The organism is Actinoallomurus vinaceus (assembly GCF_039542055.1).
GTDB lineage: Bacteria > Actinomycetota > Actinomycetes > Streptosporangiales > Streptosporangiaceae > Actinoallomurus > Actinoallomurus vinaceus.
Genome location: NZ_BAABHK010000004.1, coordinates 319,067 through 335,109 on the forward strand (window position 1 = coordinate 319,067; position 16,043 = coordinate 335,109).

A 16,043-nucleotide genomic window follows, 5' to 3' on the forward strand; every position below is an offset into this window, starting at 1 on the left:
CCCGAACTTTCTAGTGTGCCCCGGATCGGGCGCCGCCGAGGGAGGATTCGCGGGCCACCAGATGGGTGTCCAGGATGACGACCGGGCGCTCGATCTCCTCGCCGCGGATGCGGGTGACGAGCAGTCGCGCCATCTCCCGGCCCATCGCCTCGAGCGGCTGGTGCACCGAGGTCAGCGGCGGGTCGCTGTGGCGCGCGGTCGAGGAGTCGTCGAACCCCACGACCGCGACCTCTCCAGGGATGTGGATCCCGCGCTCCTTGAGCACCCGCATGGCCCCGAGCGCCATCGGGTCCGACGCCGTGAAGACCGCGTCGAGGTCCGGGTCGCGGTCGAGGAGCTCTCGCATTCCGCGTTCCCCGGCCTCCTCGCTGAAGTCGCCGTGCACGACCGGGCCGGTGAGCCCGGCCGCGGCGAGGGCGTCGTGGTATCCGTCGAGACGGTCGACGCCCACCTGCATGTCCTGCGGACCGGCGATGGTGCCGATCCGGCGGCGCCCCAGGCCGATGAGGTGCTCGACGGCCTGGCGGGCGCCGCCCCGGTTGTCGGCGTCCACGCAGGTCACCGGGCCGACACCGACGGGCCGGCCGCCGAGCACGGTCGGCACGCCGTTCTCCTCCAGGTGGCGTGGCAGCGGGTCGCCGCCGTGCAGCGAGATCAGCAGGACCCCGTCGACGTGCTGGCCGGTGAGGTAGCGCTCGAACCGCGCGTGCTCGTCCTCCGACTGGGCGATCACGAGGAGCAGCTGCAACCCGGTGTCCGCGAGGCCGGCGCTGATCCCCCGGATGATCCCGGCGAAGTACGGCTCGCCGAAGACGCGCTCCTCCGACTCCGACACGAACAGCGCGACCGTGTCCGTACGGCGCGTGACCAGGGCGCGCGCCGCACGGTTGGGGACGTACCCGAGCTCGTCGATGGCCCGCAGCACGGCCTCGCGCGCCTCCGGGCTGACCTTCGGCGAGCCGTTGATCACCCGGGAGACGGTGCCACGGCCGACGCCGGCGAGCGCCGCGACGGCTTCGAGGGTCGGTCGCCGCCCGCCCATCACGTGTCCTCCCGCCGCGGCGGGAGGACCGCCTTCACGTCCGGCGGGAGTGCCCGGGAGGACGGGCGTCGCGTGGGTCGGTCGACAGTGCTCACGTGCCCATTCTGCCGAGCCCGCCCTGCTCGATGACCGAGGAGTACCACCGGGCGCTGGTCTTGGGGATCCGCGCCTGCGTCAGGAAGTCGACGTAGACGAGCCCGAACCGCTTGGCGTAGCCCCAGCCCCACTCGAAGTTGTCCATCAGCGACCAGGCGAAATAGCCGCGCAGCGGGACACCTGCGCTGATCACCGTGTGGCAGGCGCGCAGGTGGGCGTCGATGTACGCGACGCGGTCGGGGTCGTCGACGTGCGGACCCTCGCCGTTCTCGCCGTCCGCGACGACGTCGTCGAACGCGGCACCGTTCTCCGTGACGTACAGCGGGACGGACGGGTAGTCCTCCGCGACGCGCGTGAGGACCTCGGCGAGGCCGGACTCGTCGATCTCCCAGCCCATCGCGGTGACCGGCCGGCCGACCTGGACGAAGCCGACGTGCTCGCTGCCCGGCCACGGCGACGCCTGCGCGAACGGCGAGGTGATCGCGGGTGCGGCGCCCTCCTGGCCGGTGACGAAGAAGCGGTTGTAGTAGTTGATGCCGAGCTGGTCGACCGACCCTCCGATGAGGTCCAGGTCGCCATCCTGGACGCCGAGGTCGAACCGGTCCACGTCGGCGAGGACGTCCTCGGGGTACCGGCCGTGCAGCAGCGCGTCGAGGAAGAAGCGGTTCTGCAGCCCGTCGATGCGCCGGGCGGCGTCGACGTCCTCGGGCGCCTCGCTCGCCGGCGACACGGCGTACAGGTTGACCGACGCGCCGATCCTCCGCCTCTCGCCGCGCAGCGCCTGCGCCGCGAGGCCGTGGCCGAGCAGCAGGTGGTGGGCGGCGCGCAGGGAGGCCTCCGGGTCGCGGCGGCCCGGCGCGTGGTCGCCGGACGCGTACCCGAGGAAGGCGGCGCACCACGGCTCGTTGATCGTCGTCCAGTTGACGACGCGGTCGCCGACGGCGTCGCACACGAGCTGGGCGTACTCGGCGAACCGGTACGCCGCGTCGCGCGCGGGCCAGCCTCCGGCGTCCTCGAGGGCCTGCGGCAGGTCCCAGTGGTAGAGGGTCGGCCACGGCTGGACGCCCGCCTCGAGGAGGGTGTCGACGAGCCGCCGGTAGAAGTCCAGGCCCTTGGGGTTGACCGGCCCGGTGCCGTCGGGCCGGACGCGCGACCAGGAGACCGAGAAGCGGTACGCCGTCAGGCCGAGGGAGGCCATCAGCGCGACGTCCTCGCGGAACCGGTGGTAGTGGTCGGTCGCGACGTCGCCGGTGTCGCCGCCGAGGACCTTCCCGGGCGTGTGGGCGAAGGTGTCCCAGACCGACGGGCCGCGCCCGTCCTCGGTGACGGCGCCCTCGATCTGGTACGCCGCGGTGGCCGCGCCCCAGACGAAGTCGGTCGGGAATCTGATCTCGGTCTCCGCCCGTGATTTCTGGATCGTCATGCTTTCACGGCCCCTTCCATGATTCCGCCGATGATCTGGCGGCCGAACACGACGAAGACGACGAACAACGGGATGGTCGCCACGAGGGTGCCGGCGAACATCAGCGTGTAGTCGTTGAAGTAGGCGTTGTTCAGCAGCGCCAGCGAGTACTGCACCGTCGGGTTGTCCGGGTTCAGCACGGCCCGCGGCCAGATGAACTCGTTCCAGGTCGACATGAAGGTGAACAGCGCCAGCACGGAGGCGGCGGGGCGCAGCACGGGTAGCACCACGCTCCAGAAGATCCGGAACGTCGACGCGCCGTCGACGCGGGCCGCCTCGATGAGCTCGTCGGGGATGGCCTGCGAGGCGTACTGCCGCATCATGAACACGCCGAAGCCGGTGACGAGGAAGGGGACGATCACCGCCTGGAGCTTGCCGGTCCAGTGCAGGTGCACCATCACCATGTACAGCGGGATGAGGCCCATCTGTACCGGCACCATCATCGTGGCGACGATGATGAGCAGTAGCGCGTTACGGCCGCGGAAGCGCAGCTTGGCGAAGGCAAAGCCGGCCAGCGACGCGAAGAACACGGTCGAGGTGGCGACGACGGCCGAGGCGATCGCGGAGTTCACCAGCGCCTTGGCGAAGTGGGCCTGCTCGTTGTCGAACAGCCGGCGCAGGTTGTCGCCGAGGTGCTGACCGGCGATGAACGGCGGCGGCACCGCGCCGACGACGGCGTTGGTCCGCGTGGCGACGACGAACATCCAGTACAGCGGGAACGCCGACAGGACGATCGCGAAGATGAGCACGACGTACGTCAGCGGGCTGGCGTTCCAGAGACGCGCGGAGCCCGCGACGGCCTTCCGGGAACGCCGGAAGATGGCCTCCTTCACTTCTCACCACCTCCGGCGAAACGGCGGATCAGCAGGAAATTGACGAGGGAGAACAGGAGGATCATCAGGAAGAGCATCCAGGCGACCGCGGAGCCGTAGCCGTACTGGAAGCGGTTGAAGGCGTTCTCGAACATGTACATCGTCACCGTCTGCGACTGCCGCAGCGAGCCGCCGTTCATGTACCCGAAGTTGAACAGCAGCGGCTCGGTGAACAGTTGCAGGCCCCCGATGGTGGAGATGACCGACACGAAGAGGATCGTGGGGCGCAGCAGCGGCACCGTGATCCGCCAGAACTGCTGTCGCCGTGACGCGCCGTCGATCGCCGCCGCCTCGTACAGGTCGCGCGGGATCGCCTGCATCCCGGCGAGGAAGATCAGCGCGTTGTAGCCGGTCCAGCGCCAGTCGACCATGGTCGAGACGGCGACCCAGGCGGCCCAGCGGTTCGCCTGCCAGTCGATCTTGTGGACGCCGAAGAAGTGCAGGATCCAGTTGGCCATGCCGTAGTCGCGGCCGTAGATCTGGGTGAACACGATCGCGACCGCCGCGACCGACGTGACGAGCGGCAGCAGCACGCCCATCCGGAACAGTGTCTGGACGCGCAGCCGCCGGTTCAGCGCATTGGCCAGCCAGAGCGCGAGCAGCAGCTGCGGCACGGTCGCGACGACGAACATGCCGAAGGTGTTGACGACGGCGTTCCAGAACTGGTCGTCGGTCAGCAGCCGGGAGTAGTTACGCAGGCCCACGAACTCGTGGTGGCCGATGATCTCCCAGCGGTGCAGCGAGACCCAGAACGTGTAGCCCAGGGGGAACAGCCCGAACAGCAGAAAGAGCAGGTAGAACGGCGAGATGTACAGGTAGGGCGAGACCTTCAGGTCCAGCCGGGAGAGCCGGGCGCGCCAGCCGCGCCCCCCTGGCGGGGCGGCGCGCGAGGCGACCGGGGAGGGCCGCAGGTCGACAGCCATGTCCGAGGTCCTTTCACGGAGACGGGCGAGCGTGGAGACGGGCGGCGCCGGCCGACGTCCTGGGGAAGGCCGGCGCCGCCCGTCGGTCTCAGCTGCCCGAGGCCTTCTTGGCGTCGGACACGGCCTTGCTCCAGCCGGAGCCCGGCGAGAGCTTGCCCTGGGCGATCGCGCGCAGGTCCGCCTCGACGGCCGTCCGGACATCCTGGTTGTCGGCGCCGAGGTACACCGGCTTGAGGCTGGTCGCGGTCGACCCGTAGATCTGGCCGACCGGGGCGTTGTTGAAGTACGGGTTGTTGAACGCCTTGACCGCCGGGTCGTTCAGCGCCTGCAGCGAGGACGGCAGGTTGTTGGCCGCCTTGAACGCGCCGATCTGGCCCTGCGCGCTGGTCAGGAACTTCACCAGCTCGGCGGCCTCCTTCGGGTGCTTGCTCTGCGTGGGCACCGCCAGCCAGGAGCCGCCCCAGTTGCCGCCGCCGCCCGGCACCCCGGCGACGTCCCACTTGCCCTGCTGCTCGTCACCGCCGAACTGCTTGATGAGCCCGAGCATCCAGGCCGGGCAGGGCGCGGTCGCGAAGGCGTCCTTCTTCAGGCCCTGGCTCCACGGGTCGGACAGGAACTGAACGCCGTTGGCCAGGCCGGCCTGGGACATCTTCACGGTCTCGTCGAACGCCGCCTTGACGGCCGGGTTCGACTCCATGACGAACTTGTTGCTCTGGTCGAAGTACGTCTGGTTGGAACCCTTGCCGGCCTCCTGCATGAGGATCGTGTTGTAGTACGTCTCGGGGCTGTCGATGAACTTCGACTTGCCGCCGACCTTGGACGTGTACTGCTGGCCGACCTTGATGAAGTCGTCCCAGGTCGGCCACAGCTTGGTGACCGCGTCACGATCGTCGGGCAGGCCCGCCTTCTTGAACAGGTCCCTGCGGTAGCACAGCGCCATGCTGCCGACGTCCGTGCCGAGCCCGATCAGCTTGGACCCGTCGGGGCTCATGCCTCCCTGCCACTTCCACGGCAGGAAGTTGCCCTGCAGCGAGCTCGCGCCGTACTGCTTCAGGTCGACGAACTTGTCGGGCTGGGCCTTGAACTTGACCATGATGCCCTCTTCGATCGCCACCACGTCGCCGGCGCCGGCGCCGGCCGCGATCCACTGCTGGAGCCGCGGGGTGTAATCGTCGAGCTTCGGGACGTTGCGTTCGGTGACCTTGATGTTCGGGTGCTGAGCCATGAACTGCTTGTAAAGGTCCTGGTAGCCGAACGTGCCGAAATCGTCGACCGTCAGCGTGATCTTCTCGTTCGCGCTGTTGGAATCGCTCTTGCCGTCGTCCCCCGAGCATGCCGTCGCCGCCGCGAGCGCGGCGGACAGCACGATCGCCAGGGCACCGACTCGCCCTCGACGCATGTTGACCCTCATGACGGACCCCTCTCAGGTCGTCTCCATAGGCGGGGTTCTGCCCAGGCTCCTCGGTGAGCCCGGTGGTGCTGTGGGAGCGCTCCCACGAAGCGAATCCGGCAGGCGTGGTGAGTGTCAATAGCCCGCAACACATTCGTTACGCGGACGTCATGGCGCCTTCGCCGGCCCGCGACACGACGCGTTCCCGGCCCACCGCCTGACGCCGGACGGCCGATACCCGTGGCAACCTCGAAGGATGAGGCTTCCGGAGCAGATCGCGCGCGCCCGTTTCGCGTCCGCGCGGGCCGTGCGCCTGGCAACGGTGGACGAAGAAGGGCGTCCGCATCTGGTCGTCGTGACGTTCGCGGTCGACGGCGACCTGATCTACTCCGCCGTCGACGCCAAGCCGAAGCGCACCCGGGATCTCAAGCGGTTGCGCAACATCCAGGCCGACCCCCGCGTCGCTGTGCTGGCCGACCACTACGAGGACGAGTGGTCACGCCTGTGGTGGGTCCGCGCCGACGCCACCGCCGAGATCATCGAGGACCCGGAGGCGATGAGCGAACCGATCGGCCTGCTCCGCGAGCGCTACCGCCAGTACCGCGCCCATCCCCCCGACGGCCCGGTCATCGCCATGACCGTCCACCGCTGGTCCGGCTGGTCCGCCTCCTGACCGAATCCGCTTGATGAAGCCTGACTCGAACGGCGTGAAGGAACGCGCGCCTGGCACGATCACCGTCGACACGTGTCGGGAAAGAGCGGCCATCCCCCGGCGGCGGCCCACGCCCTCCCGCTGGGGAGGGTCTTGCTTCACCTTGATCAACACGGCTGTTACGTATGGTGACAGCGTGAGCAAAAAGCATTCATGCGGAACGTGATATTCGCAGGTAGTGACGTCTCACGCTGCGGAAGGATCGTCGGCGCCGTCCGCCGGTCGAGGCGGCTGTGCGTGCTGACCGTGCTCGCTGCGGCGGCCGCGTTCATGGTGCCGGTGACCGGTGGTGGCCGGCACGCTCAGGCGGCCCCGGGACGGCTGGGCACGGTGGCGTTTCCGGCGGCGGGAGTGTCGACGGGGATCGATGGGTTCAGCCCGATCCTGTACACCGAGACGGGTGCGCAGGCCGGCCTCAAGGCGTGGTTCATCGCCCATCACGGGTACGCTTCGCCGACCACAGCGAAGATCACCTGCATCGCCGTGGCGACCGCGACGGTGTGTCCGGACAAGAACGGCTCCAAGTCGTTCCCACTGCCGCTCAACACCAGCGCGGTCAACCTGGACACCAACCAGGCGGGTGACATCGCCACCTCCGAGGTCCCGCAGTTCGCGATGGATCCCTCCCAGCCGAAGGTGTATTACCCGGCGGTGACGACTACGGCGAAGGCCGGTTTCCCGAACGGGTCGATCGGTGTCGGGTGCGTCAACCTGCAGACACAGGCCAACTGCGCCTACACGCCCCTGCTGGGCCTGACCAACAGCGCCGGTCAGAGCAACGTCAACGGGCTGACCGGATTCACCGTGCTCGGCACCCAGCTGTACGGCACCGCCACCAACGGCAAAGAAGTCTGCTACGACATGTCCAACCACCAGGCCTGCGCCGGCCAGCCGTACACCACCAACAGCCCGCCCAGCGGCGACAAGGCCGGCCTGGGCCCCACCGACCACTACGGCTCCACCGCGACTGTCAACGGCAAGATCTACATCACCTCGAAGGCGCCGGCCGGAACCACCACCACCTCGCACGCGCCCGCCATCAGCTGTTTCGACCCCGGCCCGTTCGCTCCCTGCACGGGTTGGAGCACCCCCAAGACCTTCACCGACCCGAACGTGGACTGGGCCTTGGCGGTCTTCCCCCGCTACAACACCGCCGTCACCCAGACCGGCGTGTGCGCCGTCGCCGGTAACCAGACCACCCAAGCACCGGTCCTGGCCTGCTACGACATTTCCGGTAACTCCGTCACCCCGCCTGCAGGCATGGCCGCCCTGTTCCCCACGGGCGGCACCGGCAGCGTGGTCTTCCAGCCGATGTTCGTCGGCTCGAACGGAACCTACCGGATCTACTTCCCCTTCTACACCGAAGGCGGCACCAACAAAGGATCCACGCTCTGCTACAACTGGACCGCCCAGGCCCCGTGCACGGGCTTCACCAACCCCGCCACCCACCCCAGCGTCAACGGCGGCGACACCCACGACTACGGCTACGCCTACGACAGCACCACCGCCTGCCTGTACGGCGGCGGAGACCGCAAATACGTGTTCGGCCTTAACCCACTCACCGGCGCGACCGGCTGCTGATGACGTACTCCGCCGACTCCGCGGACGTGACCGGACTCCGTGACCCCGACATCGATCGGGCTCGAACGGCGGACCCCTACAGCAGCGCGCGGACCTGCTCGATGGAGCGGAACACCTCGGCACGCATGCCGACCTCGCGGGCGGCCACGACGTTGACCTCGGTGTCGTCGATGAACAGGCAGTCGGCCGGGGTGACGCCGAGGCGTTCGGCCGCGATCTCGAAGGCGCGGTGGTCGGGTTTGGCCACTCCGATGGCGCAGGAGTAGGTCAGCGCGTCGAAATGCGCGAGCCACGACTCGTGCTTCTTCTCGAACATCGGGACCAGGTCGGCGATGATGTTCGACAGCAGGCCGAGCCGGTGCCCCCGGCCGGCGAGCTCGCCGATGAGGGAGACCATGGCCGGGTCGGTGTCCGTCCAGCTCGCCAGGTCGGCCTCGATCAGCGCGTCGATCGTGTCCGGGGCGAACCGCACGCCCAGCCGGTCGGCGACCGCCGCCCAGTACTCCGCGCTGGGCTGCCCCGCGTCGTACGGCTTGCGGAGCGCCCAGTAGGCGTCCCACAGGGCGTCGGGCCGGACACCGGCGATCTCCTCGATCCGGCGCTTGGCCTGGGGCGTCTGGGGCAGCGCGATGACGCCGAACAGGTCGAACACGATCGCAGACGGCATGCGGTCCTCTCCTCGGGCGGCGGCCAAGCGGTGACGCGAGCCTACTTCGTCGCGTTCGGCGGCCCGCCGGGCGGATCGTGCGTAATTCGGACAGTTGAACAAGCGGTTGGGCGGGCACGTCATAATGAGGGGGTGACGACCACGAGCAAGGACAACGGACGGCAGCGGGCCGACGCCCGCACCACGGGGGGCGCCCGCCGCCGCGCCAAGGGCTCGTCGACGCTCGCCTCCGAGCGCCGTGAGCATCTCGTGAAGCTCGCGGCGGAACTGTTCGCCCAAAAGGGATACCAGGCCACGACGGTCCGCAACATCGCCGACGAGGCCGGCATCCTCTCCGGGAGCCTCTACCACCACTTCGACTCCAAGGAGTCGATCGTGGACGAGATCCTCACGTCGTTCTTCGACGAGCTGGCCGCCGCCAACCAGGCGGCCCTGGCCAGGGGCGGCGACCCGCGGGAGGTCCTGTCCGATCTGGTGCGCATCTGCTTCAGCACGCTGGTCCCGCACCGCGCCGCGATCATGGTGCTGCAGAACGACTGGAACTACCTCAAGCAGTTCGAGCGGTTCGACTACCTCGCCAAGGCGGAGGCCGACACCGAGCGCCTGTGGGTCGACCAGATCAAGCGGGGGCAGGAGACCGGGCTGTTCCGCGACGACATCGACCCGAAGCTCACCTACCGGATGATCCGCGACACGATCTGGGTGACCGTCCGGTGGTTCCAGCCGGAGGGCCGGCTGGACGCCGACGGCCTCGCCGACCACTACATCAAGGTCCTGTTCGACGGCATCTCTCTGCACCGCTGAACCACTCTCGGGCGCCCCGGATCGGGGCGCCCTTCACCGAGCTTCTTGTACGCCTGTCCGACCAGCTCAGCGATCCAGGACGGACCCGTCATGCGGGAGCCCGCCGACGGCCGACTCCTCGACGGTCACCCGAGCCACCTCGACACAGTTACCACCCTGGCCGCTGCTCCGGCTGCTCTTACGCCACGGGGCGACCTCGACACAGTCGCCGCCCTGGCCGCTGCTGCGACTGCTCTTACGCCACGGGACCTCGTCGCTCATCGCACTCTCCGATCAGGTCGGCGATCATCCGGACGGAGTCGACGGGCGAGAGCGCGCAGGCACGCAGAAGGTCGAGAGCGACACGACAGTTCGCGACCTCCTCCGGGCGCCCGATGATCTGCCCGTCTCCGAAGCCCTCAGCGTAGACGAGCTTCGTCTCGTCGGCGAGGGTGAACAAGGCCATCGGGCCGCTGGTCCCCGCATGCGCACCGGCCGCGAACGGCAGCACCTGAAGCACGACCCGCGGGGACTGCGCGACGCACACCAGCCGGGCGAACTGGTCCCGCATCACCTCGGCGCCACCGAAGGGGCGGCGGAGCACGGCCTCGTCGAGGATGACCCACAGGTACGGCGGCTCGCTGCGGGAGAGGATCTCCTGACGGCTCAGGCGGGCGGCGACGTGCTTCTCGATCTCCTCGTCGGTGTCGTGGGGCCGCCCGGCGCGCAGTTGCGCGCGGGCGTAGTCCTCGGTCTGGAGCAGGCCCGACACGGCCTGCGGCTCGTACTCCAGGATCTCGGCGGCGTCGGACTCCACCTCGACGAACGGGCGGAACCACTCCAGGTAGGAATGCTCCATGATCCGCTTCCAGAGGCGGCCGAGCGCGCCGTGGGTGCCCAGGACGCCGTCACACGCCTTGATGAACTCGACGCGAGGGGCGCGCCTGCCCGTCTCGACCATGGCGATCATGGATGGGGACATGTGGATCGCGCGGCCCAGCTGTTCCTGGGTGAGCCCTGCCTGTTCGCGGTAGAAGCGCAGCTCGTCGCCCCAGTAGGCGAGCGCCGAGGTGCCGGAGACGGCGGCCGTGGCCGGTTTGCGGGATGTCGTCGATGCCATTGCCGGGCTCCTTACCTCGCGCTGACGAGATCCGACGTCGAATGAGCCGCCTTCACGGCTCCTTCGCTACGTATGCGAATGAACACTCAGAGTAAAACGATGACATCAGAGCGTGGTGCCATAACGACGATTCCACTGGCGAATCCCGAGGTCGGCTCGGGGAGTTCGCGGCGCGTCTGCTCCCGTACGCGAACGGTCACGCTCATCTGGCTGGATACGCCAGGCGAATGATCGGCGCGGAACCGTACGCACACAAATTCGGTCCCCGATGCGCGTTCCGGCAGGAAGACGGAGATCGCGGAGCCGGTTTGTGTGCGAACGGGCTCAGCGCCGGCGCGGGCTCGCCGCCGAGCTGGGCGATGCGTTCGGCGAGCATGTCGGCGTGCGACTGCTCCTCTGCCGCGTGCTCCTGGAACTCCTGGGCGACCGCCTCAGCGTGGATCCCGCGCCCGGGCCACCGCCCGCCCTCGGCCTGAGTCCGGGACGCCGTGGACGCCGTCCCGGATCCGGGCGGGGACGCACTACTCGACGCGTACGGGGACGGTCCGGGTAGGCGCGGGCGGCTCGGCGGTGGGCAGCAGGCGGGCGAGCGGGGCCGGCAGCCACCAGTTGGCCTTGCCGAGGAGCTCCATGATGGCCGGGACCAGCACCATGCGGACCACGGTCGCGTCGATGAGCACGGCCACGCCGAGCCCGAGGCCCATCTGCTTGACCGCGATGTCCGCGCCGAGGAGCACCGCCAGGAACACGCACACCATGATGGCCGCCGCGGCGGTGATCACCCGGGCCGTACGGGCCAGGCCCCGGGTGACGGCCTCCCGCGTCGCCGCGCCTCGGTCGTACTCCTCGCGGACCCGCGAGATGAGGAACACCTCGTAGTCCATCGACAGCCCGAACAGGATCGGGAACATGAACAGCGGCACCCACGAGGTCACCGGCATGCCCGTCGGGAAGCCCAGCTGCCGCCCCAGCCATCCCCACTGGACGACGGCCGTGAGCACCCCGTACGCCGCGCCGATGGACACCAGGTTCATCAGCGCCGCCTTGATGGCGATGGCGACCGACCGGACCAGCACGAGGAGCAGGACCAGCGACAGGCCGATGACGACCGCGATCAGCCACGGGAGCCGTGAGATCACCGCGTCGGCGAAGTCGATGGTCGCGGCGCTGGGCCCGCCGATGTAGACGCGCGGACCTCCCGCGTCGTGCCGCGCCGCCATGGCCGTGCGCAGCGTGTGGACGAGCTTCGGGGTCGCGGCGTCCTGCAGACTCGTCCTCGGGTACGCGACGAACATGGCGGTCGCGCCGTCCTGGCTGGTCCGGACAGGAGTCACCGACGCGACGCCCGGGGTGTTCCGGACGGTGTCCGCCACGGGCTGTACGTCCCCGGGCAGGCGGGTCACGACGATCAGCGGCGCGTCGTATCCGGCGCCGAACCCGTCGGCGAGGATGCGGTGCGAGGCGTAGGCGCTCGTGTCGTGGGGCTGGGTGCTGGAGTCGGTGAAGCTCAGCCGCATCGACAGCGCCGGTACGGCGATCACCAGCAGCGCGGCCGCCGAGACCACGACCGCGATCACCGGCCGCCGCTGGATCACCCCGGCCCACCGCTCGGACAGCGGGCGCCGCCGCCGTCGGCGGGCGAGGAACGGCAGGCCGAACCGGTCGATGTTCCGGCCCGTGAAGCCGAGCAGCGCGGGCAGCAGCGTGACCGCGGTGATCATCGTCATCAGGACGGTGAGGGACGCGGCGACGGCGACGGCGTTCAGCAGCCGCTGCCCCATGACGAACAGGCCCAGGAGCGCGACGACGACGGTGGTGCCCGCGAACAGCACCGACCGCCCGGCCGTCGCGATCGCGATGACCGTCGCCTGCTCGGGGTCGGCGGCATGCGGGGCCGTACCGCCGTGGTCGTCCCCGTGCAGCGCCTCGCGGTAGCGGGTGACGATGAACAGCGCGTAGTCCACGCCGACGCCGAGGCCGATGAGGCCCGCGACGATCGGGCTGAAACCCGGGGCGGGCAGCACGTGGCCGAGCAGCTCGATGCCGGCCAGTCCGGTGCCGATGCCGAAGATCGCGGTCACGATCGGCAGGCCCATCGCCAGCAGCGACCCGAACGCGATGAGCAGCACGATGACGGCGGCGAGCAGGCCCACGCCCTCGGTCGGCCCGCCCCCGGGCGTCTCGGCGCTCACCACCGCGCTGCCGCCGAGGGCGAGCGTCAGCCCGTCCCCGGACCCCTTGCGCACATCGGAGATCATCGGTGTGACGTCCTGCTTCGGCACGTCGTCGGAGCCCTTGTCGAGCTGGATCGGGGCGAACGCCGTCCGGCGGTCCGGCGACACCTGACCGGGCGCTCCGTACGGCGAGCTCACCGATGTGACGTGCCGGGCGTGGGCGAGTTCGCCGAGCACCTTCTCCACCCGGGGCCGTACGGCGTCGATCCCGCCGTCGGCGCGGATGGCGAGGGTCAGCGTGTCGCCTTCCTGGCTCGGGAAGTGCTTCTTGATCAGGTCCTGGGCCTGGGAGGACTCGGCCTTGCCTCCGGAGAAGTCGTTGTCGGCCGGCGCGGCGAAGCTGAAACCGACGGCGAGGACGGCCGCGGCCCCGACGATCCAGGCGAGCAGGACCAGGCGCCTCCGGCGGTAACAGAAACGGGCCAGCCGCGCGAGCGGTCCGTCGTACATGGGGATCACCTCGTGAACGTTTTAATGGCGTCCCGAGAGTGACGGCGAACCGTGTGGCGGCGCGTCCGTCCGGCGATGACACCGCGAAGGCGGTCGTACTCCCCGGGGCGTACGGCGCGAGCGGTAGCGTCCGGTCCCGGTCGTCCGCCGGGTGGAGGAGGGACCGGTGATGAGCCCGGACGCCCGCCGCCAGACCCGGGCAGGCGACATGGGCGGGTGGCCCCCGCGAACCAGGGAAGGCGCCGCGCCGTCAGGCGCCCTCGGAACCCGGGGGAAGCACCGGTCACCGCGTCGTCGGGCGCGCCTCGGAGCCGTGAGGGGCAACGCGGTCAGACGCCCTCGGAACCGGGAGGGGCAGCGCCGGTCACCGCGTCGTCAGGTGCCCCGGACGCCTCCAGAGCCGGAAGGCGGGCGGACACCGTGAAGCCTCCGGCCGACCCTCGTCCCGTGGTGAACGCACCGCCCATGGCCTCGGCGCGCTCGCGCATGCCGTTGAGCCCGTTGCCGGGGCACATGCCCTCCGACGGGCCCGCGCCGTCGTCGGTGACCTCGACGAGGAGCTCACGGTCGCCGTACGTCAGCGTGACCCGCGCCTCGGCCGACGGTCCGGCATGGCGCAGCACGTTGGTCAGCGACTCCTGGACGATGCGGTACGCGGCGTGGTCGGCCTCGGCGGCCAGCGTCCCGGTGCCGCTGGAGTGGACGTCGACCGTGAGGCCGGCCGCGCGCATGGCCTCGAACAGGGCGGGCAGCCGGGCGAGACCGTGCTCGATGAAGGCCGCCGCGCCGGTCGCCCCGCCGGTGCCGTCACGGAGCATGCCGAGGGTCGCGCGGATCTCGGCCAGGGCCTCCTTGCCCGTCGTCCGGATCGCCGACAGCGCGGCCCGCGATCCGTCGTCCCCGTCGCCGAGCAGGTGCAGGGCGCTGCCGGCCTGCACGGTGATCGTGGCCATGCTGTGCGCGACCGTGTCGTGCAGCTCCCGGGCGATCCGCAGGCGTTCCTCCGCGACGCGCCGGGCGGCCTCCCGCTCGCGGCTCTCCTCCGCCTGCCGCAACCGCTCCCGGGTCTCGGCGGCCAGTTCGCGGCGGCTGCGCGCGTACTCGCCGAACAGGATGATCCCGGCCAGCAGGGTGACCTGCGGCAGGGAGTCGCTGAGCGTCTGCATCACCGACTCGTCCTTGAGCGCCAGGGTCACGATGTACCCGGCGATCAGGTAGAACACCGTGATGCCGGTCGCCCAGCGCCACTTTCCGGCCAGGGCGGCGAAGCACAGCTGGACCGACAGCGCGTACGTCGGGGAGAACCCCGGATATCCGCTCGAGTAGTAGACGAAGAGCAGGGCGGAGGAGGCGAGGAGGACGCCGAGCGGCCACCGCCGGTGCAGCGGGATCGGCAGCGCGATCAGCGCGGCCAGGATGTACGCCCCGAGGTCCACCGGCCTCGAACGGGGCTCGCGGGCCACCGACACGGTGATGCACAGGCCGATCACCTCGCCGATCGTCAGGATCACGTCGATCAGCACGGCACGGGACAGGCGCATGCGCGAACCGTACGCCGCTCGACCGCCACTGGGTATGGTGCTGGCCCCCTCGTAAGGAACGTCAGCGGACCAGGATGGCGGCACTGCCGTAGGAGCCGCCGAAGCCGGTGCAGAGGGCGACCTCCGCTCCGGCGACCTGGTTCACGCCGTCGCCGCGGAGTTGGCGCACCGCCTCGGCGACGTTGTTGAGGCCGTGGACGTAGCCCTCCGAGAGCAGTCCGCCGTGCGGGTTGACGGTGTCGAGGCCCTGGTGCAGCGTCTCGGCCAGGTCGGAGCGGGCGCAGAGCCCGAAGTCCTCCAGCTGCCGGGGGACCAGCCAGGAGTACGCGTCGTAGAGCAGGGCGACGTCGATGTCGGCCGGCGTCATGCCCGCGGCCGCGTACAGCGGACCGGCGACGTAGGACGAGAAGATCCTCGTCACGTCGTCGGTCTTGTCCATGGCCGAGGCGCCCGGTCCCCCGCCGCGGACGACGGCGTGGACGCGCGGTGCGTCCGGCGCACGGTCGGCGGTGGTGAGGACGAGGGCGCAGGCGCCGTCGGTCTCCTGGCAGCAGTCGGCGCGGCGCAGCGGCGAGGCCACCGGCGGGCTCGCCCAGTAGTCCTCCTGCTCGCGGCGCAGCGCCCGCGGGTTGGCGGCCGCGTGCGCGCGGGAGCTTCGCACGACCGCGCACAGGTCCTTCTCGGTCAGGCCGGTGTCGTGGAGGTACCGCTGGGCGGCGAGCGCGAACTGCGGCACCGGTCCGGCGAGGCCGTACGGGTGGGTGAACTGCTCCTCGACGCCCTCCCCCAGCTTCAGGGAGAGGGTATTCATGCGCCGCCCGGACCGGCCGTTGAGGGCACGGTAGACGAGCACGGTGCGGGCGAGGCCCGCGTCGATGAGCATGGCGGCGTCCCCCAGGATCGAGGCGGACTGCGTGCCGCCGCCGTAGATCTCGTTGTGCCAGCCGAGGTCGATGCCCAGCTCGCGGGCGACGTGGATCACCGGGGCGGAGTCGCCGAGGTGGTAGCTGAGGATCGCATCCGGCCGCTGTCCGGCCTCCTCGATCGCCTGGCGGGAGGCCTCGACCGCGAGCTGCAGCTCGGTCCGGCCCGACCGCCGCGACAGGTCCGTCATGCCGACTCCGGCGATCGCCGCCTTCCCGGAGAACCCCTGCATCGCACCTCCCATCG

The 16,043-nt window shown here is 70.2% G+C and carries 15 protein-coding genes; 3 read left to right on the forward strand and 12 right to left on the reverse strand.

Annotated elements, in window-relative coordinates:
• Window positions 1–10: 10 nt before the first annotated feature.
• The 5 genes from ABEA24_RS16685 to ABEA24_RS16705 all read right to left on the reverse strand — a co-directional run bounded on the left by ABEA24_RS16685 (window position 11) and on the right by ABEA24_RS16705 (window position 5,794).
• On the reverse strand, window positions 11–1,042 hold the full coding sequence (locus tag ABEA24_RS16685; protein WP_345431752.1) for a LacI family DNA-binding transcriptional regulator: 1,032 nt from the start codon (window positions 1,040–1,042) through the stop codon (window positions 11–13).
• A gap of 91 nt (window positions 1,043–1,133) precedes the next feature.
• Complete coding sequence (locus ABEA24_RS16690) at window positions 1,134–2,561, reverse strand: GH1 family beta-glucosidase (RefSeq protein ID WP_345431753.1); 1,428 nt, start codon at window positions 2,559–2,561, stop codon at window positions 1,134–1,136.
• Window positions 2,558–3,433 (reverse strand): carbohydrate ABC transporter permease, encoded by an 876-nt coding sequence (locus ABEA24_RS16695; protein WP_345431754.1) that lies wholly within the window; start codon window positions 3,431–3,433, stop codon window positions 2,558–2,560. Before ABEA24_RS16695 ends, ABEA24_RS16690 begins: the two co-directional genes overlap by 4 nt.
• A complete protein-coding gene (locus ABEA24_RS16700; protein ID WP_345431755.1) occupies window positions 3,430–4,395 on the reverse strand; it encodes a carbohydrate ABC transporter permease in 966 nt (321 codons plus the stop codon). Before ABEA24_RS16700 ends, ABEA24_RS16695 begins: the two co-directional genes overlap by 4 nt.
• Before the next feature lie 88 nt (window positions 4,396–4,483).
• Window positions 4,484–5,794 carry an ABC transporter substrate-binding protein gene (locus tag ABEA24_RS16705; RefSeq protein ID WP_345431756.1) on the reverse strand — a complete coding sequence of 437 codons (1,311 nt, stop codon included), beginning with the start codon at window positions 5,792–5,794 and terminating at the stop codon, window positions 4,484–4,486.
• Window positions 5,795–6,041: 247 nt separating this feature from the next.
• On the opposite strand from ABEA24_RS16705, the gene ABEA24_RS16710 reads away from it, so the two are divergent.
• Window positions 6,042–6,458: a TIGR03668 family PPOX class F420-dependent oxidoreductase gene (locus ABEA24_RS16710; RefSeq protein ID WP_345431757.1), complete on the forward strand. Its 417-nt coding sequence runs from the start codon at window positions 6,042–6,044 to the stop codon at window positions 6,456–6,458.
• Window positions 6,459–6,650: 192 nt separating this feature from the next.
• A complete protein-coding gene (locus ABEA24_RS16715) occupies window positions 6,651–8,078 on the forward strand; it encodes a hypothetical protein (RefSeq protein ID WP_345431759.1) in 1,428 nt (475 codons plus the stop codon).
• Between the two features lie 76 nt (window positions 8,079–8,154).
• Here the strand turns inward: ABEA24_RS16715 and ABEA24_RS16720 are convergent, their stop codons facing one another.
• Window positions 8,155–8,745: an HAD family hydrolase gene (locus ABEA24_RS16720; protein WP_345431760.1), complete on the reverse strand. Its 591-nt coding sequence runs from the start codon at window positions 8,743–8,745 to the stop codon at window positions 8,155–8,157.
• A gap of 132 nt (window positions 8,746–8,877) precedes the next feature.
• Between ABEA24_RS16720 and ABEA24_RS16725 the strand changes: the two genes are divergently transcribed.
• Window positions 8,878–9,549 carry a TetR/AcrR family transcriptional regulator gene (locus tag ABEA24_RS16725; protein ID WP_345431761.1) on the forward strand — a complete coding sequence of 224 codons (672 nt, stop codon included), beginning with the start codon at window positions 8,878–8,880 and terminating at the stop codon, window positions 9,547–9,549.
• Between the two features lie 66 nt (window positions 9,550–9,615).
• On the opposite strand, the gene ABEA24_RS16730 is transcribed toward ABEA24_RS16725, so the two are convergent.
• The 6 genes from ABEA24_RS16730 to ABEA24_RS16755 all read right to left on the reverse strand — a co-directional run bounded on the left by ABEA24_RS16730 (window position 9,616) and on the right by ABEA24_RS16755 (window position 16,029).
• Complete coding sequence (locus ABEA24_RS16730) at window positions 9,616–9,810, reverse strand: DUF397 domain-containing protein (RefSeq protein WP_345431762.1); 195 nt, start codon at window positions 9,808–9,810, stop codon at window positions 9,616–9,618.
• Window positions 9,785–10,648 (reverse strand): helix-turn-helix domain-containing protein, encoded by an 864-nt coding sequence (locus ABEA24_RS16735; protein WP_345431763.1) that lies wholly within the window; start codon window positions 10,646–10,648, stop codon window positions 9,785–9,787. The genes ABEA24_RS16730 and ABEA24_RS16735 overlap by 26 nt, the downstream gene beginning before the upstream one ends.
• Window positions 10,649–10,850: 202 nt before the next feature.
• On the reverse strand, window positions 10,851–11,090 hold the full coding sequence (locus ABEA24_RS16740) for a ferritin-like domain-containing protein (protein ID WP_345432186.1): 240 nt from the start codon (window positions 11,088–11,090) through the stop codon (window positions 10,851–10,853).
• Window positions 11,091–11,169: 79 nt separating this feature from the next.
• The gene (locus tag ABEA24_RS16745; RefSeq protein WP_345431764.1) at window positions 11,170–13,332 is read right to left on the reverse strand and encodes an MMPL family transporter; all 2,163 of its coding nucleotides are present in this window, start codon (window positions 13,330–13,332) and stop codon (window positions 11,170–11,172) included.
• 329 nt (window positions 13,333–13,661) lie between these two features.
• Window positions 13,662–14,873, reverse strand: coding sequence for a sensor histidine kinase (locus tag ABEA24_RS16750; RefSeq protein WP_345431765.1), 1,212 nt, complete (start codon window positions 14,871–14,873; stop codon window positions 13,662–13,664).
• A 61-nt stretch (window positions 14,874–14,934) separates the two neighbouring features.
• Window positions 14,935–16,029, reverse strand: coding sequence for a thiolase C-terminal domain-containing protein (locus ABEA24_RS16755; protein WP_425551198.1), 1,095 nt, complete (start codon window positions 16,027–16,029; stop codon window positions 14,935–14,937).
• Window positions 16,030–16,043 lie beyond the last annotated feature (14 nt).